General features: G+C 44.5%; 19 protein-coding genes and 2 pseudogenes. 10 read left to right on the forward strand and 11 right to left on the reverse strand.

Annotated elements, in window-relative coordinates:
• Positions 1–532 (forward strand): Uma2 family endonuclease (locus tag EWV68_RS14815; protein ID WP_287170252.1); only part of this gene is annotated, 532 nt, incomplete at its 5' end.
• A 776-nt stretch (positions 533–1,308) separates the two neighbouring features.
• Here the strand turns inward: EWV68_RS14815 and EWV68_RS14820 are convergent.
• Entirely contained in the window at positions 1,309–2,136 is an 828-nt protein-coding gene (locus EWV68_RS14820) for a DUF3598 family protein (RefSeq protein ID WP_287170263.1), read from the reverse strand.
• Between the two features lie 37 nt (positions 2,137–2,173).
• On the opposite strand from EWV68_RS14820, the gene panD reads away from it, so the two are divergent.
• Both panD and EWV68_RS14830 read left to right on the forward strand, forming a co-directional pair.
• The gene (panD, locus tag EWV68_RS14825; RefSeq protein WP_012266525.1) at positions 2,174–2,593 is read left to right on the forward strand and encodes an aspartate 1-decarboxylase; all 420 of its coding nucleotides are present in this window, start codon (positions 2,174–2,176) and stop codon (positions 2,591–2,593) included.
• A 74-nt stretch (positions 2,594–2,667) separates the two neighbouring features.
• Positions 2,668–3,855 (forward strand): TRC40/GET3/ArsA family transport-energizing ATPase, encoded by a 1,188-nt coding sequence (locus EWV68_RS14830; protein WP_002741890.1) that lies wholly within the window; start codon positions 2,668–2,670, stop codon positions 3,853–3,855.
• A gap of 453 nt (positions 3,856–4,308) precedes the next feature.
• Here EWV68_RS14830 and EWV68_RS14835 read toward each other — a convergent pair whose 3' ends face one another.
• Positions 4,309–5,064, reverse strand: a complete 756-nt coding sequence (locus EWV68_RS14835) for a cobalt-precorrin-6A reductase (RefSeq protein WP_287170253.1) — start codon at positions 5,062–5,064, stop codon at positions 4,309–4,311.
• 529 nt (positions 5,065–5,593) lie between these two features.
• Here EWV68_RS14835 and EWV68_RS14840 point away from each other — a divergent pair.
• On the forward strand, positions 5,594–7,042 hold the full coding sequence (locus EWV68_RS14840) for a family 10 glycosylhydrolase (RefSeq protein ID WP_287170255.1): 1,449 nt from the start codon (positions 5,594–5,596) through the stop codon (positions 7,040–7,042).
• Positions 7,043–7,048: 6 nt separating this feature from the next.
• Here the strand turns inward: EWV68_RS14840 and EWV68_RS14845 are convergent, their stop codons facing one another.
• The 6 genes from EWV68_RS14845 to EWV68_RS14870 form a co-directional block, all read right to left on the reverse strand.
• Positions 7,049–9,271 carry a GumC family protein gene (locus EWV68_RS14845; RefSeq protein ID WP_287170256.1) on the reverse strand — a complete coding sequence of 741 codons (2,223 nt, stop codon included), beginning with the start codon at positions 9,269–9,271 and terminating at the stop codon, positions 7,049–7,051.
• Positions 9,272–9,388: 117 nt separating this feature from the next.
• A complete protein-coding gene (locus EWV68_RS14850; RefSeq protein WP_061431852.1) occupies positions 9,389–10,603 on the reverse strand; it encodes a polysaccharide biosynthesis/export family protein in 1,215 nt (404 codons plus the stop codon).
• A gap of 132 nt (positions 10,604–10,735) precedes the next feature.
• Positions 10,736–11,482: a cyanoexosortase B system-associated protein gene (locus EWV68_RS14855; protein WP_287170257.1), complete on the reverse strand. Its 747-nt coding sequence runs from the start codon at positions 11,480–11,482 to the stop codon at positions 10,736–10,738.
• Entirely contained in the window at positions 11,475–12,380 is a 906-nt protein-coding gene (crtB, locus tag EWV68_RS14860; RefSeq protein ID WP_061431854.1) for a cyanoexosortase B, read from the reverse strand. The genes EWV68_RS14855 and crtB overlap by 8 nt, the downstream gene beginning before the upstream one ends.
• Positions 12,381–12,417: 37 nt before the next feature.
• Entirely contained in the window at positions 12,418–13,557 is a 1,140-nt protein-coding gene (locus tag EWV68_RS14865) for a DegT/DnrJ/EryC1/StrS family aminotransferase (protein WP_287170258.1), read from the reverse strand.
• Positions 13,558–13,854: 297 nt separating this feature from the next.
• Positions 13,855–14,172: a hypothetical protein gene (locus tag EWV68_RS14870; RefSeq protein WP_287170260.1), complete on the reverse strand. Its 318-nt coding sequence runs from the start codon at positions 14,170–14,172 to the stop codon at positions 13,855–13,857.
• A 27-nt stretch (positions 14,173–14,199) separates the two neighbouring features.
• On the opposite strand from EWV68_RS14870, the gene EWV68_RS14875 reads away from it, so the two are divergent.
• Positions 14,200–14,814, forward strand: a complete 615-nt coding sequence (locus EWV68_RS14875) for a molybdenum cofactor guanylyltransferase (protein WP_287170261.1) — start codon at positions 14,200–14,202, stop codon at positions 14,812–14,814.
• On the opposite strand, the gene EWV68_RS14880 is transcribed toward EWV68_RS14875, so the two are convergent.
• The gene (locus EWV68_RS14880; protein ID WP_061431858.1) at positions 14,767–16,032 is read right to left on the reverse strand and encodes a J domain-containing protein; all 1,266 of its coding nucleotides are present in this window, start codon (positions 16,030–16,032) and stop codon (positions 14,767–14,769) included. The genes EWV68_RS14875 and EWV68_RS14880 overlap by 48 nt on opposite strands.
• 105 nt (positions 16,033–16,137) lie before the next feature.
• Between EWV68_RS14880 and EWV68_RS14885 the strand changes: the two genes are divergently transcribed.
• Positions 16,138–16,689 carry a ferric uptake regulation protein gene (locus EWV68_RS14885; protein ID WP_061431859.1) on the forward strand — a complete coding sequence of 184 codons (552 nt, stop codon included), beginning with the start codon at positions 16,138–16,140 and terminating at the stop codon, positions 16,687–16,689.
• 4 nt (positions 16,690–16,693) lie between these two features.
• Here EWV68_RS14885 and EWV68_RS14890 read toward each other — a convergent pair whose 3' ends face one another.
• Entirely contained in the window at positions 16,694–17,116 is a 423-nt protein-coding gene (locus EWV68_RS14890) for a SufE family protein (protein WP_002761229.1), read from the reverse strand.
• A 329-nt stretch (positions 17,117–17,445) separates the two neighbouring features.
• Between EWV68_RS14890 and EWV68_RS14895 the strand changes: the two genes are divergently transcribed.
• Both EWV68_RS14895 and EWV68_RS14900 read left to right on the forward strand, forming a co-directional pair.
• Positions 17,446–18,069, forward strand: coding sequence for a DUF3782 domain-containing protein (locus tag EWV68_RS14895; protein ID WP_287170262.1), 624 nt, complete (start codon positions 17,446–17,448; stop codon positions 18,067–18,069).
• A gap of 23 nt (positions 18,070–18,092) precedes the next feature.
• The gene (locus EWV68_RS14900) at positions 18,093–18,926 is read left to right on the forward strand and encodes a Uma2 family endonuclease (protein WP_061431861.1); all 834 of its coding nucleotides are present in this window, start codon (positions 18,093–18,095) and stop codon (positions 18,924–18,926) included.
• Between the two features lie 28 nt (positions 18,927–18,954).
• Here the strand turns inward: EWV68_RS14900 and EWV68_RS14905 are convergent, their stop codons facing one another.
• Entirely contained in the window at positions 18,955–19,182 is a 228-nt protein-coding gene (locus EWV68_RS14905; RefSeq protein WP_002761217.1) for a DNA-directed RNA polymerase subunit omega, read from the reverse strand.
• A gap of 226 nt (positions 19,183–19,408) precedes the next feature.
• Here EWV68_RS14905 and EWV68_RS14910 point away from each other — a divergent pair.
• Both EWV68_RS14910 and EWV68_RS14915 read left to right on the forward strand, forming a co-directional pair.
• A pseudogene (locus EWV68_RS14910) lies at positions 19,409–19,636 on the forward strand (hypothetical protein); the annotation flags it as partial.
• A gap of 33 nt (positions 19,637–19,669) precedes the next feature.
• A pseudogene (locus EWV68_RS14915) lies at positions 19,670–19,824 on the forward strand (zinc ribbon domain-containing protein); the annotation flags it as partial.

The raw sequence follows: 19,824 nt of genomic DNA on the forward strand, positions 1-19,824 counted from the left end.
ATTTCTTGCCCTTCCAGAAACTAAGCCTGCTAGGGAATATTATCATGGAATTGTCACTCAAAAACCTATGCCCAAAGGAAAACACAGCATCTTACAATTTGAGTTAGCCTCTGCCATTAATCAACAGACTAAACCTCTAAAATTAGCTTATGCTCTACCTGAATTACGTTGTACTTTTGCAGAACGTTCAATTGTGCCAGATATTGCGGTGATTCGTTGGGAGAATTTGCCAAGAGATCTAGATGGAGAAATGGCTGATCAATTTTTACGTTATCCCGATTGGATTATTGAAATTATGTCTCCTGAACAATCTGTTACCTTAGTGATGGAAAAGATTATTTTCTGTTTACAACAAGGAACAGAATTAGGTTGGTTGATTGATCCTTCAGCAAAGTCAGTCACCGTTTTTCAAACAGGATTACCGAAAGTACATATTGCAACCGCAGGCAATAATCAGCCTTTAGCGGTGATTAAAGGATTAGAAAGTTGGCTAATATCAGCAGTGGATATTTTTGCTTGGCTAAAGGTTTAATTTGTTCTATCAGCATCGTTTGGTTTATCAGGTTCTTCTCCCCTCTCCCATACAGTCTTAACCAGTAATTTAGATAGTTAACAGCTTACCCGCAGACTTTCCTCGCAGCACATCTGGTCTATTTTGTCAAAAAAACTTTTTCGTTTTAACATAAGTACACATATTTTTGACAAAAGATCTTTTTCGTCAAAGGAGCAATTGGCAAGTTTTTACCAGGGACTAATTAGTAATCCTAGACGTGGTAAGGGTTTCAAGGCACAAGGACTAAAAATGCACAGAGTAACCCAATTCTTAGATTTTAGCAGCAGGCTGTAACTATTGCAATCTCGTTGACAAATAGGAATTTTTCTCAATTATTTTTTAAGAAAAGTAAAGATTAAGGAATGTAAATTTAAATCTTCTCAAGTATATTGGGATTTTGATAAATTTTGCTTATATAAAGCAGCCCTTAGCATTCAGCTTCTGAGAGCAGTTATCTTATTGGTGAAGTACAAAGTTGTCGTTTTGGCAAGTCTCCGAGCAAGGAGACGATGCCAAATCCAGTTATAATTCATGGTTCTTCGTTACTTGGTATGTTTCGATAGGGGGTCATAAATCGACTAAATCCTTATCTGGTAAGAGACTTAATTGATTAGTTCGCTCTAGATCAAAAATAATTGACAAAAATCGCTATAACAATTACCGAAGAGCCTAATTCATCTTGATCAGAAACGCTATATTTTTCAGTGTAATTAGTCAATTTCCTTTTTATTATCAATCTAGCCAGGTCCTGACGGCTAATAGTTTTCTTTTTCCTCCGTCACCAGAGTAATACCTGTCCATTCTCCCTTCTCGTTATAAGAACGAATTAAGCGCTGTCTTTGAGTAGGAGAAAGTAACCAACCCACCTCTAAAACAAAAGGATGACCAGCAGTAATTTTCAGAGGTGTATTACAGGAGGCTCCATCGGGCAGCAGCAGTATTTGAATCGGTAGCGGACCATTTTCAAACAACAATCTTTGTCCCTCAATACGAGCGCTAGAAGTAATTTGACTATCACCAAAAGTCAAAGTTTGCGAGAGATAATTATCCCCCTGACGCTCGATCGATATATGGGTAGAATAGGCAGCAGAATTATAAAAATCGCGTCCCGTTGTCACCGCCTGTCCTCGCCATTGACCCAGTAATTGCTCCACCGTTAACATCGGTCTTTCTGGGGAGCTAGAATCGGCCAACTTTTCCCGAATTAAAGTCAAGCGATCAAACTCACAGCATTCATTAAATAACTGTACGATTCTTAATCGTCTTTCCCCAGAGATTAACCCAAATTCTGCCCCGAATTGTGAGGAAAAACTACTAAAATATAGAGAACCTTGGCAAAAAGCTCCCGTCTGGCTAAATAGAATACCCTGATGGAGAGAACTATACTCTAAAATCAAATCTTCTGGCGCTCGATCGCTGTAGAGACGGCGGACCAATTGACGAATTGATCGATTATTATTAATGCCTTGCAAAGATACCAAAGTCGGGGTATCTTCGATCAGATCGCCTTGGGGAGACAGACGGGTAAAAGAACCTTGCCATTGACCGAGATTTTTTAGTAAACATTCCCACTGGGAGAGCATAATAATTGAAGTAATTGGGGGAAATAGGAAAAAATACATGGGAACAATTCGATTAATGCACGCCAAACTCCATCGAGTGCGCGTCAGCGAGGCTAACGTCGATTATGTCGGCAGTATCACTATCGATCGAGAATTGATTGAGCGGGTCGGTATTTTGCCCCTTGAAGAGGTGGATGTGGTCAATCTTAGCAATGGTAAGCGCTTTTCCACCTACGTTTTTCCCGGCCACACCGGGGAAATTTGCCCCAACGGTGGTGCGGCTCTGCTCTGTCAACCAGGAGATATTTTGATTATCTATGCCTACGAACAACGTCCGAGGCAAGAAGTTCTCGAAAAGGGTCATTTTGCTAAAGTTCTCGTCGCTGATGCCGAAAATCGCTGTCAGCAATTTTTTGAACAGAGCTTAATTCCCCGGGGTGATGGTCGGGGAGTGGAATTTTCTAGCCAAGAATGCTGATTCTTGTCCTCAATTTGTTAACTTTCCCGTCATAATAAGAATAAGTAATGTAAATTTTCTTAGAATCAGCCCCCATGCGTGTAATTCTCATGACCGGTAAAGGAGGCGTGGGTAAAACCTCCGTCGCCGCCGCTACAGGACTCCGCTGCGCCGAACTTGGCTATAAAACCCTAGTTCTCAGCACCGATCCCGCTCACTCTCTCGCTGACAGTTTCGATCTCGAATTAGGTCACGATCCTCGTTTGGTACGTCCCCATCTTTGGGGGGCAGAATTAGACGCACTAATGGAATTGGAAGGCAACTGGGGCGCAGTAAAACGTTACATTACTCAGGTATTGCAAGCTAGGGGTTTAGATGGAGTGCAAGCGGAAGAATTAGCGATTTTACCCGGAATGGATGAGATTTTCGGCTTAGTTCGCATGAAACGCCACTACGATGAGGGTACTTATGATGTGTTGATTATCGATTCCGCACCCACGGGTACAGCCTTACGATTGCTGAGTTTGCCAGAAGTGGGCGGTTGGTACATGAGAAGATTTTACAAACCTTTACAGGGAATGTCGGTGGCATTGCGACCACTGGTGGAACCCTTTTTTCGACCGATCGCCGGTTTTTCCCTACCGGACAAGGAAGTTATGGACGCTCCCTACGAGTTTTACGAGCAGATCGAGGCTTTAGAAAAGGTTTTGACCGATAATACTCAAACCTCGGTACGTTTGGTGACAAACCCCGAAAAAATGGTGATTAAGGAGTCTTTACGCGCCCATGCCTATCTAAGTCTCTATAATGTTTCCACCGATTTGATTATTGCTAATCGGATTATTCCCGACAAAGTAACCGATCCCTTCTTTGCTCGTTGGAAAGAAAATCAACAGGGTTATAAACAGGAAATTTACGATAATTTTCATCCCTTACCGGTTAAGGAAGTTCCTCTCTACTCCGAAGAAATGTGTGGTTTACCCGCTTTGGAAAGACTGAAAGAAACTCTTTTTGCCGGGGAGGATCCGACTAAGGTTTATTACCAAGAAAACACCATTCGGGTAGTTCAACAGGAAAATAATTACAGTCTGGAATTATATTTACCCGGCATACCCAAGGAACAAATACAGCTAAATAAAACTGGAGACGAGTTAAATATTCGCATCGGTAATCACCGTCGTAATTTAGTCTTACCCCAAGCTTTAGCAGCCCTGAAACCTTCCGGAGCAAAAATGGAAGATGATTACCTGAAAATCTCTTTTAGCAACGTGGTGAAAGTGTAATTTTCCTAGATTGGGTGGGAAGCTTTTCAGTGATCAGTGATCAGTAATCAGTGAACTGAAAAATAACATCTGATACTAAATCTGGTTATTAAAGACTGATTATTTATTCCCCTTTTTGCATGAGTGCATGAGTAGAAAACGGGTTTCTCCGAGAAACCCGTTTTCTGTGCGTTACTCAACGGATTTAGTATGATAACTGATAGCTGTCTCCCATCAACCCTCTCGACTGGGAAATTAATTTTGCACGACTACTTAGGGTTTGCGGCAAAAAGTAGGGGCGAAGCATTCGGATAGAAAATCTATGGTTTCAGCGATAGGTTATTGCCCGAATGCTTCGCCCTTACAGAACTTGAAAATCTTGCAGCTGCTTCGCCAAACAGGCCCCCAAACCCCTTACCTCGTCTATATTTCACATTTATTCAGCCAACCTTACTGAGAATTTTCCCAGAAAAATCAAGAGAGCAGTCTTTTTTCTAACCATACCAGGACACTTTGAACATCTGCCACTTTTTCTCCTTCAGGTACAGGTGGACGTTGTACCATTACCACGGTTATTCCCAACTCTCTAGCGGCGATAATTTTGGCGTAGGTGGCATCACCGCCGCTATTTTTACTCACGATCGCCCCAATCTTATATTCTTGTAAAAGAGAGCGCTCTGACTGCAAAGAAAAAGGCCCCCGTTCCAACAATAATTTTCCAACCGGTACGATGGCATCCGCTGCCGGTGGGTCAATCATCCGCATCAAAAACCAGATATTGTTTAAATGTGCATAACTGGCCAGTTCTTGCCGACCAATAGTGAGAAATATCCGCGGCGCTAACCCGGGTAAAATATTCGCCGCCGCTTGATTGTTTTCTACTTCAATCCAATTATCTCCAGATACTTTTTCCCAAGCTGGACGACTTAACATTAATCGAGGAATACCACAATCCGAGGCGGCTTGAGCGGCATTAAAGGAAATTTGCGCGGCAAAGGGATGGGTGGCATCAATTAAACAATCAATGCGTTCTTGGCGCAGATAATTGGCTAACCCGGTGGCACCACCAAACCCCCCCCGGCGAGAAGGAGTTGTCAGAGTAATCGGTTCTCTCGTGCGACCGGCAAAGGAAGCGATGGCATCTATACCCGGAATTGCCGCAATTTTAGCCGCTAATGCCGCCGCTTCCCCCGTTCCCCCTAAAATCAGCACTCTTTTATTTTTAGTCATCGAGCAATTGCCAAAAGGTTAACTAGGGTTTGCTGAATAAATCTAAAAACCTTGTTGGATAAGACTTTTAGACCTTTTTGAAATCCAAAAGTGCCTGGCATGGGAGTGATCAGGGGGAAATTCAGGTACTTTTTCCCTGAAAATTAGGTACCTACACCCTACACCCTACACCCTGCTTCTAGGAAAAACTTTTTCAGCAGACCCTAACTAATTTTCCATCTTCCTATCTTGCCTTGCAAAGGAAGAAGATTGAGCGGTTAGCTTCTAGCCTGAAGAAACTCTCTACTCGCGCTTAGAAATTAGTTGAAGGGAAACATCTGAGCGGTTGATTGGGTTGGTTGGTGGCAAAATTTTGCCGGGGTTTTCAACCCAAATTTTCGATCAAGGTGAAGTATAATCTGACTGGGAATCGTCTCCTGTCTCTCCTATCCCCAAACCGAAAACATTATACCTCACCATTAAGATAACTGCTCTAAAAAAATAGCAAACTAAGAAAATTTATCCTTTGCTAGTTTTGCCGTGAACAACTATGTTAAAGAAAGTCAATTATCTGCGATCGCTATCCTGTTTCCTCGCTATAATGCTCTGGAGTAGTCCCCTAGGGATTAACCCTAGCCTCGCGGTCAATGATAATTGTCAACTGTCCGAATCGGAAATCAAACAACAAGAAAATCTGCGTCAAACTTCCCCCCAAGAATATGACATTTTATTGCAGAAATATGCTGCACAATTGCGCTTTTGCCGTTCCCGACACTGGTTACAGGAACAGGCAATCTGGTTACGTCTCTACTCCTGTGATACCCGTCCCGGATCGATGGAAAGTATCCTCGATCGCATCGTGGCCAAAGGTTATAATACAGTTTATCTGGAAGTTTTTGCCGATGGTCAAGTCCTATTACCTCCTAACAATAATCCCACGGTTTGGGACAGCGTGATTAAAAATCCCGGTGCGGGAAATGTGGATTTATTAGCACAGGCGATCGAACAGGGACATAAACGCGGTTTAAAGGTTTATGCTTGGTTATTTAGCCTCAATTTTGGCTATGCTTATAGCTTAAAACCCGAGAGACAGGAGGTGTTAGCACGCAATGGTAAAGGACAGGATAGCACCTCTTTTGTCGATGATCGATCCCAAACTTTTGTCGATCCCTACAGCAATCAAGCGCGACAGGATTATTTAATTCTCCTAGAAGCCATTTTACAACGTCGTCCCGATGGAGTTTTATTTGATTATATTCGCTATCCCAGAGGAACAGGAGTCGATTCCGTGGCTGATAATGTCCAAGATTTATGGATTTTTAGTCCGGCATCCCGACAAGCTTTAATTAATCGAGGATTGAATAATAAGGGCAAATTTTTAATCGATCGCTATCTGACTCGCGGCCAAATTTCCCCCCATGATATCGTCGAAGCCGATCGCCTTTATCCCCAAGAAACCGCCCCTCTTTGGCAGGGTAGAATCCCCTTAGAAGAGGAGATGAAACAATCAGTTAAAAGTCGTTTTGATCGCCTCAAATTAGAACTTTGGTTCCTAGCGGTTGCCCATGCTGCCCAGGGTGTAATTGATTATATTAGTTATTTTTCTGCCCTAGTGGAACGTCAGGGAATTCCCGCCGGGGCAGTGTTTTTTCCTGATGGAAATCGTCTTGTGGGTAATCAAGGTTTTGATTCCCGTTTACAAGCTTGGGATAGTTTTCCCGCTTCCCTAGAATGGCATCCCATGTCCTACGCTAATTGTAACGATACCACCTGTGTGGTTAATCAGATCAAAAGAGTAGTGGCAAGCAGGGGAAATCAAACTCCTGTTATCCCGGCTTTAGCGGGTTTATGGGGACAACCCTATAACAATCGTCCCTCCTTAGAAGTGCAAATGGAAGCGATTCGCATAGCCTTTCCCACCATAGATAGTATCAGTCATTTTGCTTTTTCTTGGCAAGAACCACAATTCGATCGAGCCAGAAGATTTTGTCAAATGTAACCGCATTTACACCTCCACTTTCACTTCCTCTGTCTCTGTTTTTTCCTGTGGTGGGGGAACTATCAAAGGCGGCAGTTCTGGTTCGGCGGTGTTGAGAGTCGGCGTAATATCGACGTAGTTAATCACCGCCCCTAAAATTTTCACTTCCGCTTCTGTTAACTGGTCAGTTGCTTCACTCAAGAGACTAGAACGAGTTATGGCTGGGCGCGTTACCAGAATAATCCCGTCCGCTAGTTCTTCTAAGAGCAGCGCATCATTACAGCTAGACAGAGAAGGAGTATCCACAATCACCAGATCGAAACGGCCGCGAGAATCTTTGAGAATTAATTGTAATTCGCTCGATTCAATGATAGCTGCCGCTTGTTTTTGCGGACCGGGACTAGGCAAAATGGAAAGGTTTTCTATATTTGGGGCCAGCCGGATCGATTTACTTTTTGCCCCGTAGTAAAGTAGGGGTTCTCGGAAAGAATTGGGATCGGGAGTGACTCCGATTTCTTCGGCCTTAGAGGGACTTCTCAGATCTCCTTCGACTAACAGAGTCCGTCGGCCCGCTAAAGCTGCAGCGATCGCCAGATTATAGCCAGTGGCGGTTTTCCCCTCTCCGCCAGTAATGCTGGTGACAACAACCACTTTCACCGTTTCGCCGCCGCCCACAAGTCGCAGGGTACTGCGTAAACGTTCGTAGTAGGGGAGATAATTGGCATTAGCATCGGCGAGAATCGGCTCGATTTCCTCGCCCTCTAAATTCCGGACAATGGGCAATTGTCCTAAGACTAGTATATCCCGACTAACCAAAGCTTCCCGCAATTCTTGGGGACTGTGCAGGCGATCATCGATCACTGCTAACAGGAGAATCGTACCCAATCCGGCTAAAGTTCCCAAACCAGCACCCACCAAGAGAATCAAGGTACGATTCTTGCGGTTAAACACCTGTTCGATCGGTTGAGCAACTGGCGTTTGGGCGACGGTGAGACTACCCACGGTTTCCGCTTCTGCAGCCTGAGCATCCACCAGAGCATTGAGAATATTCTCGTAGATACCCCGTTGAAAGGCGACGGCTTGGGTTAAACGAGCTTGCTGTAGCTGTTTATCGGGGAATTTCTCGTATTGGGAGCGTAATTGCTGTTCCTGAGTCACTAAGGATTCTAATTGTTTCATTAAACCCTCGCGCTGGGTTTGCAGGGTGACTAATTGAGCCGCTAGTTGTTGACGGGTGGCATCGAGATTACTTTGCTGACGGATGCGACTGCTGGGAAGATCGGTCAGGATGCCATCTTTTCCGATCACCTCGGCGGCTCTTTTTTGTAAGAGAGATTCGTTAACTTGCTGTTGTTTGCGTAATTTAACTACGGTGGGATGTTCGGGACGTAAATCCTTCTGTAGTCGCTCCAATTGGGTTTCCGTGTCCAAGATCTGCGCTCGGATACTGGCAATAATCGGGTCGGCACTAAGGGCCGAGGAGGTGTAAGCTTGATCGGGGGTTAAATCGAGTTGTTCACTCAGACTATTAATCTGTCCTTGAATGCCTTGCAGTTCTAAGCGAATTTCTCGCTGTTGCTGTTGACTACTGGTGATCGCGGTGAATAAACTCCCATCTTGAATCGCCAATAAATCTGAACCCTGGGTACTAATGTAGCGATAAAACTTTTCTTCGGCTCTGGTTAAATCTTTTTGGACTTCGTTAAGTCGGACACTGAGGGCTTCTATGCGGGCCCGTAACTGGGAAGTATTCAGCCAGCGACTGTATTCCACCATTTCCTTCATCAAGGTTTCGAGAATTAACTCCGCCTTGGCCTGGGAGTCGGCCGTTAACTCTAAAAGTATCTCTTGGGGTTGGTCGGTTCCTGTAGACCGATTGGTATTATTTTTTTGTCCCTCCGCTTCACCAGGGAAGGTGATTTTCAAATCTCGATCGCGAATTTTAACGATCTGTTCCTGATTAAATTGCAATTTTTTGGCGGCACTGACCAATACCCGGGGAGACAGCAGTAAATCGCGGTCAATAGCCCGCCCTTGTTCTTGCAGTTGGCTTCCTGTACTGGTAAAAGCTGGCGGCGGCACCCGGTAGGCCAATTGTCCTACCGCCCGATAAAAGGTGGGGGGTTTCTCAGGATCGGGTAGGAGAGCAAAGATCACAGAACCACCTAAACAGACGAGGAAGACGAATATTCCCACAAATTTGTTCTGATCTAGCGAGATGAGAAATCGTTTAACAATTGGTAGAGCCATAGCTTTTTAATGTATTCCCAGATTCTTTACATTTTAGCGGTCAAGAGTGATTCTCGCCCTTGAAATCCTAGCTTATGAAGTTGCGTTAAGGAGTGAAGGGAGCAAGTTGCCCCTCAATTATTGGAAGTTATTGAATTGATTGCCAAAGTCGAGAATTGTATTGGTAAAACTGGAAATATCCCGGATGGGTTGGGTAATAATATTAAAAGCGGCGAAAATCTCCCCTAATAGGGTGCGGGTGACGATAATTACGTCTTGATCTTCTAAGGGAACATTTTGGGAGATATCTCCCCTAACTGCCGCTATCGGACTCAAAGTTTGACTGACAATTCCCCCTTTGGCACTATCAAAACGGAGCAGAGACACTTCATTGACATTAATCCGCAGGCGATCGGAAACCGGTAAACTAGCCACTACATCAAGGAAGGTACTGCCATTAGGAATCGAAACATTTCTCAGGGAAATTCCTGAAGGAATTGAGGGAGCTAAAACCCTGACGGTGATATTCTGCTGGGCGAGGGTGGTTCTCGCCACCAGTGTGCGATTATATCCCGTTTCTTGGCCTACTTCTAGCTTGGAAACAATCACGGCATCACCTCCTTGCAGACGCATATCTGGCAAGCGTTCCCCTTTAATTAAGGGAGTATAAAGGTCAAGTTTCTCCTCTAATACTGTACCATCGACTAAAACCCGACGGACAACGATCGAACGCAGATCGGCTCTGGGAGTGCCACCCCCCGCCGCCAAAAGTACCTGCGCTAGGGGAGTATTAGGAGCGATACTATAAAACCCTGGTCGCTGTACCTCTCCCAGAATGGTTAACTGGACGGGCCGGGCAGTGGTTAAAACCGCAATCACTTCCGGTTCCTCCCGCAAGTATTTTCGCCCCAATTCGAGGCGGATTTTAGTTTGTACTTCGTCTAAAGTCAAGCCCAGCACAGGAATACGCCCTAAAATCGGCACCAGAAAATTACCATCGGGATCCACCGGCCCCGTGGAATTAAATTCGGGAAAATCGGGAACCGAGACAGTAATTTGATCGCCGATATCGAGTCGATAGGTCTGAATTTGTCGGGATTGGCGATTATTGGGAGAGTAAACCGGTGGACTGTAGCCGGTAGGGGGAATCGTGTTTTCAGGAAAGGTGGGATTAGGGGGTTGGGGCGGCAAAAATTCCAACCCGGCCCCCGGTTGAGTCTGGGGTATGGACAAAGGCCCCTGGGCCTTGAGGCTCTCGGAGTGAATTACCCATAAGAACCCTGTCAGACCCAACCCTGATAAGGCTATGGCCCCGGTTCTGAATAAACTAACTGGCAAAAACTTGTTGAGCATTGGTGGAATCATACAGATATATCAATTTATTTTCTGAGAGTTATCTAGTGGGAGAGGAACAAAGAAGCTATTAAGGACTAGAAAAGTGCCTTGAGCTAGTTTTTTTTAAACAGATAGTTGGGAGCAGAAAAACTACTTTTCTTTTTTGGTCTCAGGCAGAGAAGTTAATTGACTTAAGACATTTTGTTCTAAGTTACTTTGCACTTCCCCGGCGAGATTGAGAGCAAAGGGAGTGAGAGTTTGCAGTTCTTTCGTCGGGTCTAAGGGAATCACCAAGGAAACGGCTATCCAGGGTACTCTCTGTCTTTTTAATTGCGCCCATTGGTCAAGCCAATACCACACGGAGGGATCGTAATGACCACCACCTAGCCAAGCATACCATTGCACCACTGCAAAGGTGTTTTGTGTCCAGGCACGATAGAATCGAGCCGTGGCCTTTCCTCCCGACTGGGTGGGGATTAATAGCTCGGTTGTTTCCCCCTGATTCCAACGACTAATCGAAGTGATATCCGACCATTCTAATCCTGGTTGATTTTTATAGTATATCTGTGGCTTTAAAAGCACGGTGATCCTCTTGCCTTCAGGAGTTTCCACCACTTGTACCGACCATTTTCCCTCACCGATTTCTCCTTGGCTCTGGTCGATGGTTTTCAGGTCAGAGAACTTGATTCCCGATTCTTGCAAGGCCAGCATTTTCTGCATATTACTGATTCTCGGTTGCTCCACCCAAGACCACTGGCCAGAAATTAAATTGGGCAAGATACCCCCTACAATCAATAGCAGCAGCAGGCACAACAGCAGTAAATAATTACCCGGGAGCTTTTTTTTGACTTTATCTAACACTAAAGTTACCTCGGCTGGAATTTTTTGACTAATCATCCTGGTTACCTTCCTCTTGAGCCGGGGACTGTTTCTTGACCGCCTCGCGATACTGCATGATTTGGAAGACCAAAAGGATTAGTAATAACATAAAGACGGAGTATAAATCACCCCCCCAGCTATCGTGGAGTAATTTAAAGTTTGCCTCTTGTCCTGTGCCGTGAAACCAAGCTAAAAGCGCGTTACGAACGATATTAGCCCCGACACTAATTCCAAAGGCACTGAGGAGCATAAAGCGCGTTTTACGACCGTTTTCGATGGTATCAGTCCAATGGAGCAGCAGCAGCGTGACGTAAAGACTGGTGAATAACATTTTCAGCCCCGCACAGTAGGGAGCGACTTCCACCATCCTACCTTCTACCGCTACATAGATACCGTCAACGGAGACATCTAAGCCGGCTTGCTGGAGAATAAAACCAGAGCAAGCGGCAATAAAAACCTGTAGGGGTAGGGTATAGGGAGCAATCAGGTAGGGGATAGGATTAGGAGTCGCTAAGGCTGTTAAAAGTAGGGGAAATCCTTGCAATTTAAAACCTTCTGTTCCTTTTAACCAGAGACAGATTCCCGCTAAAATAATCGGAAAAGACATACTAACCCAAAGGGAGGAACCGAGGAGATAAAAAATCGCTCCTAGGGTTAACAAAAACGCTCCTAGGGGGTGGGAGCGATCTTCGAGGCGTTGCCATTTTTTGCGATTCTGCCAGACAATATAGGCGGCGTAGGGAAGGCCAATCAAGCCGTGGCTAAAGTATTCGTGTTCGATGCCGATCGATTTATTCAGCCAACCATCGTACCAGTGAAAGATCACCGGACCATAGATAACCGCCAAGAAACCGATCATCAGCCAAGATTGCCGATTTTTGTGGGAGACGGGGGATAGGGAAGGACTAATACCCATAGGACGGAGCGATTTAGTGACAAATTCTGAATTTATGTTACCCGATGATCGCAGTAATCTGTTCAACAACCATTTCAATTTGCTCCTCGCTGATGCCGGGGTACATGGGGAGAGAGACAATTTCTTCACAGAGAATCTCTGCATGAGGAAAGTCTCCCTGTTGATAACCGAGGTAGCGATAGGCCGGTTGCAGATGACAAGGAATCGGATAATGAATGCCGGTTTGAATACCGACGGCAGTTAATTGTTCTTGTAGTTGTTGGCGCTCAACCGGACAATGGGGGAGAATGCGAATAACGTAGAGATGATAGACATGACCGGTCTCGGTTTCGTCTCGTACGGGTAAAATACCTTTATCGGCTAAAGGAGCCAAAAGCCTGTCGTATTGTCTTGCCGCTCGCTGACGGGAGCGATTCCAGCCTTCCAGATGGGGTAATTTAATGTTTAAAATGGCGGCTTGTATGCTATCCAAACGGCTATTAGTGCCGATATCGGTGTGGAAATACTTGCTCGGTGCGCCATAATTTCTTAAACTGCGGGCTTTTTGGCTAATTTCTGGATCATTGCTCACTAACATTCCGCCATTGCCAAAAGCACCCAAATTTTTACTGGGATAAAAACTAAACCCCGCCGCCACACCGACACTGCCGGCGCGATAACCTTCTCTACTGGCTAAATGGGCCTGGGCCGCATCTTCAAAGATAATCAGATTATAGCTGCGGGCAAAATCCTGTAATTGTTGGGGTGATACCATCTGTCCGTACAGGTGTACGGGGAGAATGGCGCGGGTGTTGGGGGTAATTCTTTGGGCAGCCGCCGCGAGGTCAATTAAGGCCGTATCGAGGTGACAATCAACTAAAATCGGTTTGGCTCCCGCTTGTATAACACCCATGAGGGTAGCGACAAAGGTATTAGCGGGGACTAGCACTTCATCCCCGGCACCGATGCCGTAAGCTTGTAAAGCCAGGGCAAGAGCAGCCGTGCCAGAAGCTACTCCCACAGCATACTCGACTCCGCAAGCTTGGGCGAAGGCGGTTTCAAATTCGGCTAAAGCTTGGCCTAAAACAAAATCTCCCCGGTCGATAACTGTTTGGATTGCCTCGGTAATTTTTGCTTGTAGGGGCTGATTTTGCCAAGTTAAATCAACAAAGGGAACTTTGATTAAATTGGAATTCATCTAGTGCTTGTTTATCGAGATATTATTAATTATCAAGAGACTAGCATAGATTTGAGCAAGTTGGCTAGATTTGTAGGCTCTCTTGTCCTTTGTGTGATAGATAGGTTTTACTCATTGAATCTGTCCTCTTCTCTGTGTTCTTCGTGCCTCTGTGGTTTATTTTTAACCCTTCTGGGATAACCTAAGAAAAAGTATATGCTAGGCTACATTTAACCGGGCTAAAGCAAGAGAGCCGATTGGTATTCAGGGGGTTTGGCCTTGACTTGGCCAAAAGAATCAAGTTGACTGCCTAGCTATTTATTTTTGCCGCCAAACTTTGAAGATAATTCCTAGGCAGAGGAGAATATAAGCAGAAGTTAATAAACCGTTTAAGTATAAAAAGCGAAAACTCAAGCTTTGGTCGGTGAAAGTAGCCCCAGTCCAGAGGAAAGCGTAAAAAAGTAGCCATCCTAAGGTTAAATTAACCGATAAGCGACTAATTTGCCGTTGTTCCCCGTTACCGATACCTCGATACCATGTCCAAGCGGAGGGAATCACTCCTAGAAAGGGAATTAGATATAACATTAATTGCAGGCGCTCTAATTTGCGATCGCCGAAAGGATCGTGATTAATCATGGTATTTTTCCGATAGAACTGGTTATTATGAGTGATTTTCCCGCTTTAACGGCGTTAATTCTGGCTGGTGGGCAAAGTTCCAGGATGGGAGAAGATAAAGCTTTGTTATCTTTTCAGGGTGTCTCTTTTCTAGAGAATACTTGTTTAGTTGCCCAAGATTGTGCCGTACAGGTATCTGTGATCACGCCTTGGCCGGAACGTTACCAGCTGATCATTCCCCAGTACTGCCGAATAATCAAGGAACCTCTCCCTACTAGGGGGCCGTTATTAGCCTTTGCCTTGGGATTAACTTTTGTGTCAACCGATTGGGTTTTATTGCTCGCTTGCGATTTACCTTTACTAAGGTCTTCAATTATTCAAGCATGGTCAAGATTATTAGCCACTGTACCAGAAAATGCCATCGCTTTGCTTCCCCGGTGCGGCTCTCGTTGGGAGCCTCTCTGTGGTTTCTATCATCGTCGTTGTTTAGAATCTTTGCAGACTTATATTCAGCAGGGGGGAACTTCTTTTCAAAAATGGTTAAATGTCTCCGTGGTGGAGGAATTAATCATCGATAATTCCGAGATTTTATTTAACTGTAATACCCCGGAAGATTTAGAGATAATAATAAACTCCCCAGATGTTGACAGTAAGAAACCCTAGCACAAAAGGGACTAAAAGTAAAGAGATCGGCCAAGGAATGTTGGATAAATGGCGATAACCATAGTAGAGCATTCCGGTTAGATAACCGCCGGTTACACCGATAATTGCGCCGACAATATCACCATTTATGGATAAATAGGAAGTGAGCAAAATGACGAGGGAAAAGGGCAAAATTATCAAGCCACCTAAAAATATATCGCCGGTGAGACTACCATATTTATTACTTAATTTTCTGCCTAACCAACTAGATAAAGTCAGAATAATAAAAGGAAATACTGCCCAGCCTAATAACAGCAAAAAATCAGATTTAACTGTCCAGTTTTGCCAAGTAAAAGCGATGAAAAAACTGCTGATGATTGCTGCCAATACACCCGTAGCCAAAGCCTGATTACGGTTAAGCTTTAAAAAAGCCTCTGCTAGACCGGTCTTGGGTTTGAGCAAAGATGAGCCAGAGATTTTCAGCAAATTAAAAACAATAAAAAGAGTTTTTGACCACTTGATCGATTGCCGTTGTCGATAACTTTTATGGAGGTCTCTTAATTTATTTGCAATGGCATGATAGCGGCGAAAATTTCCCTGTTGCTTGAATTTCTTGGCCGCTATTTGGAAATCTTTTCGTGCTGCCGGCAGTTCCGAGAGTTCCTCTAGAGCCAATCCTCTTTGATAATAGAATTGGGGGTTATCTGGGTCAATGGCGATTGCTTTTCTATAAGCTTCTAGGGAGGATTGGGTGTAACCGAGTCGTTGACGGGATAAACCGAGGTAATAGTAAGCTTGGGAACAATCGGGTTTTAACTGCAAAACTTGGCGACAATCGCTTAAAACTTGCCGATCCTGCTGATTATGGTAGTAAACTTCCGCCCGTTGCAGATAGGCCTGCCAAAATTGCGGATTAATTGCGATCGCTTGCTGGTAAAATGCGATCGCTAATTGATAATTTCTCTCTTGAGCGTAGTGCCATCCCTGTTGATAAAAATCCTCGGCACTGGGGTTAAAAGTGGGTATTTCTGGGGATAAGTTGCGATCATACTCTTTTCTTTGACCTTTATCGCTCAAAATCCGATAAGCTTGTTCAATTTCCCGAAATTTTGTCACTGCCTCCGGATCATTGGGATTATAATCGGGGTGATATTGCCGGGCCAGACGACGAAAAGCGGCTTTTATCTGATTATTACTGGCATGACGGGGAATTTGCAGGATTTCATAGTAATTTTTCATACTTGAATGCGGGGGTAATTTTCAACTACTTAAAATTGTTGCCAATGGCTCGCCGAAACGACTATCATTGTCAATTAAATAGCTTTTATTGAGAGTTGATCGCTTATGTCTGCCTACACTGCTTCCTCCCTGAAAGCGGAACTCAACGCACGGGGGTGGCGCTTAACTCCCCAGCGAGAGAAAATTCTGCACGTTTTCCAGAATTTACCGAAAGGCAATCATCTCAGCGCCGAAGAATTGCAGGAATTGCTGGACAAAAGGGGGGAAGGAATTAGTTTATCGACAATTTACCGCAGTGTTAAACTGATGTCGCGGATGGGAATTTTGCGGGAGTTGGAATTGGCCGAGGGTCATAAACACTACGAACTCAATCAACCCTATCCCCACCACCATCATCATTTGGTCTGTATTCAGTGCAATAAAACCATCGAATTTAACAATGATTCCATTCTCAAACACAGTCTCAAACAGTGTGAGAAAGAGGGTTTTCAGTTAATTGACTGTCAGTTAACAGTGATGGCCATCTGTCCGGAAGCTTTGCGGATGGGTTGGCCGTCGGGAATACCGAGTAATTGGTGCTGTACGCGTTCGCTGGTGGATACTCGTTTCCAAAACTGCGAGATTCCCGAATCAAAGGAGCCAGAACCGGAAAACTAGACATCTAAGCGGACATTCCCAACTGAAAACCGAGAGCTTTTTTCTGCATTAATTGGAAAATATTATAAAATCCGTTGGCGCGGGAAGGGGTAAGGCTGACTTTTAAACCGGTTTCTTCGATAAAATCCGGGGTGACTTGCAGGATTTCCGTGGGAGTCAGTCCATTGAAACCCTCGATTAACAAAGCAACTAAACCCTTGACTAATTGCGCGTCGGAATCCCCTTTGTACCAAACCTGGCCATTTTCGAGGTCGGCAGTGATATAAACTTGGGATACACAGCCATGAACTTTATTAGCGGGTATTTTGGCAGATTCTGGTATTGGTTCTAGTTTTTTAGCAAAAGCTAGTAATTGTTCGTATTTTTGCTTAGGATCGGTACGACGTTTGAGGCGTTCGACGATGCGATCGAGATTAGACGGGAGCATATTGCAAGTTAAAATAGGAAAAAATTAGCCAATAGCTTTTTTATATTAGCATTCTCGCGGAAGTTGAGCGCTGTGGTTATCGGTGCCAGGACTGCCTTGGTCAGAGGGTCTGGAGGCTATCTGCTAGAATTGGCATCAATCAAACACCACGCTTGCAGGGGCATTCATCCGATATTTTAGGTAAATTCCAAGGAAACCTTACCCCCCCCCGCACATTTGTCAAGTCTTTTACACAATTCTTAATATTCCTTTCCGTTTTGCTCTCTCGCTTTCGTCCGGCTTCTCGACGGAATCGCTAAAATGATGAGGGGTGTTTTAGAGGTAAGTCTATGAGTGAACCGGTAACTCTTGAGGATATTTACCAGCTATTCCGCGCTTCCGCCGAGGAATATGATCGCCGGGCTGCCGAATCTAAGGCGGAATATGATCGCCATAGAGTCGAAATAGAGAACCTCCTCGCCGAATCTAAACTAGAAAGCGATCGCTCGATGACAGAACTGAAACGGACGGTTGAACGAACCAGCAAAGCGGTAGATAGTCTCACCACTCGCTGGGGTCGATTTGTGGAAGAATTGGTAGAACCGGCGGTTTTACGGCTTTTTCAGGAAAAAGGCATCGATATTAAAGAAGTTTATCCCCGCGCCAGAGTCAAACGTCAGGGCATCGCCATGGAAATTGATATCCTAGCCGTCGATGATACCGATCTCGTGGTGGTGGAATGTAAATCTAGATTATCTAAAGATGATGTGGATGAATTTATTGAAAAATTGACTCGTTTTAAAATCGCTTTTCCCCATTATAAAAACTATCGAGCTTACGGTGCGGTGGCGGGAATTGAAATCAACGAGGGGATCGATCGATACGCTTATAAAAAAGGTCTATTTGTGATTAAACCCTCTGGGGATACGGTGGCCATTATTAATGATGCCGACTTTCAACCGAATACTTGGTAATTTCCCTAGTCAAAACAATCGCTATGGTTAACCTTTCCTACAATAAAAATCGCCTTCTTCCCAGTGCCGAAGAATTACCCTGTTCTGACGAAACAGCCGTGGATAACCAGTTACAGAACGATATTCCCAATCTATTACTCAGTTTACTAGCATTTATTTGGGCGGAGCGGGATGATTGGTATTTTGGTGTCGATATGGGAGTTTATTACAATCCCGACGAACCGGCAATCATACCGGATGGATTTTTAGCCATTGGAGTCAAACACGATACCGGCGAAAGGGGAAGATTAAGCTATGTTCTCTGGGAAGAAGCTTATATTATGCCGATATTGGCCTTGGAAGTGATTTCTGAGAAATATAATGGGGAATATGAGGGAAAGTTAGCGGATTATCAAACCCTAGGAATTCTCTATTACGTCATTTATAATCCCTTAAGCGGTAGAAGGGGAAGGTTTAAAAATAGAGAGAGATTAGCGGTTTATAAGCTGATAGCGGGGAAATACGAGCTTTTAGAGCCGGAAAATAATCGGGTATGGTTGCCAGAAATCGGGTTAGCCTTGGGATATGAGCAGGGAGAACATATCGCTTGGGTGCGAGAATGGCTGTATTGGTACGATCGATCGGGAAATCGCTATTTAACCGCCGAGGAAAGGGCGAGGGCAGCAGCGGCAATCGCCGAGCAAGCAAGTTTAATCGCCCAACAAGAACGTTTGAATGCCCAGCAAGAACGTTTAGCCAAAGAGGAAGCAGAAGCGATCGCCGAGCAAGAACGTTTAGCCAAAGAGGAAGCGGAACAAAAAGCCCAACGACTAGCGGAAAGACTAAGATCACTGGGTATCAACCCCGATGAAATGTAAGGGTGGGTTCCCTGGCAATTTTAGGGGATTAATCGCGTAATAATTCCGGTTCGGTTAATTCGTCGGTCATTTCCATCAGGGCCCGTTGGACGGGTTTAATCATCGGGTCATCGATATTTTCTACGGTATCGTAGCGGACGCGTTTGGCCCGTCTCGCGACTTGCACGACGATGGAGTAACGATTGCTGGCCGCATTCATCAGTTTATCGGTGAGATAAATCATCTCGGAGGAGTCGAATTTAAACCGTTTGGACATAGTTATATTTAGCCTTCTCTGGTGAATTTGGCACTTGTCACTGATTTTAGTGATAAGTTTTATTACTCAGTCCACCTTACCATATTTTGTCCACCTTAAGGATAGGGTTATCCTTGATCTCGATCGGATTTTGTCAACTACTTTTTACAAAACTTAAATCAATTTTATACAAGTTTAAAAATATACAAATAAAGAGATAATTTTTGAAATAAATAAACCCAAAAAAGGTATCTCAACCATGGCTTTTAACCTCAACGGTTTCAACTTTAACCAGTCGATTATCGATTCCCAGGGACGTGCGGTCGCAACGCGCTCGCTACGCGAGACCGCAACTTGGGCGGATGTGATCAACTGCGCTAACATTGGTTTTGAAGTAATGCACGAACGCAACGCTCATCGAAAATTTGGGTCTGAAACCCCGTCGTTCTACGACGGCTTTGCTGTTAAATATTAGCACATTTACGAAATATATGCTAAAATGTGAGACATCGAAATAGATAGATGGTTTCCTAGCTCTAAAAGTTGTAGTAATTGCGGGTATATTGCCCTTGAAAATGCCGTTAAATGTTCGAGAATGGGACTGTCCAGACTGTGGGACTCACCATGACCGAGATATTAACGCCAGTAAAAATATTTTGGCCG

This window comes from Microcystis sp. M_QC_C_20170808_M9Col, from assembly GCF_007095495.1.
Lineage (GTDB): Bacteria > Cyanobacteriota > Cyanobacteriia > Cyanobacteriales > Microcystaceae > Microcystis > Microcystis aeruginosa.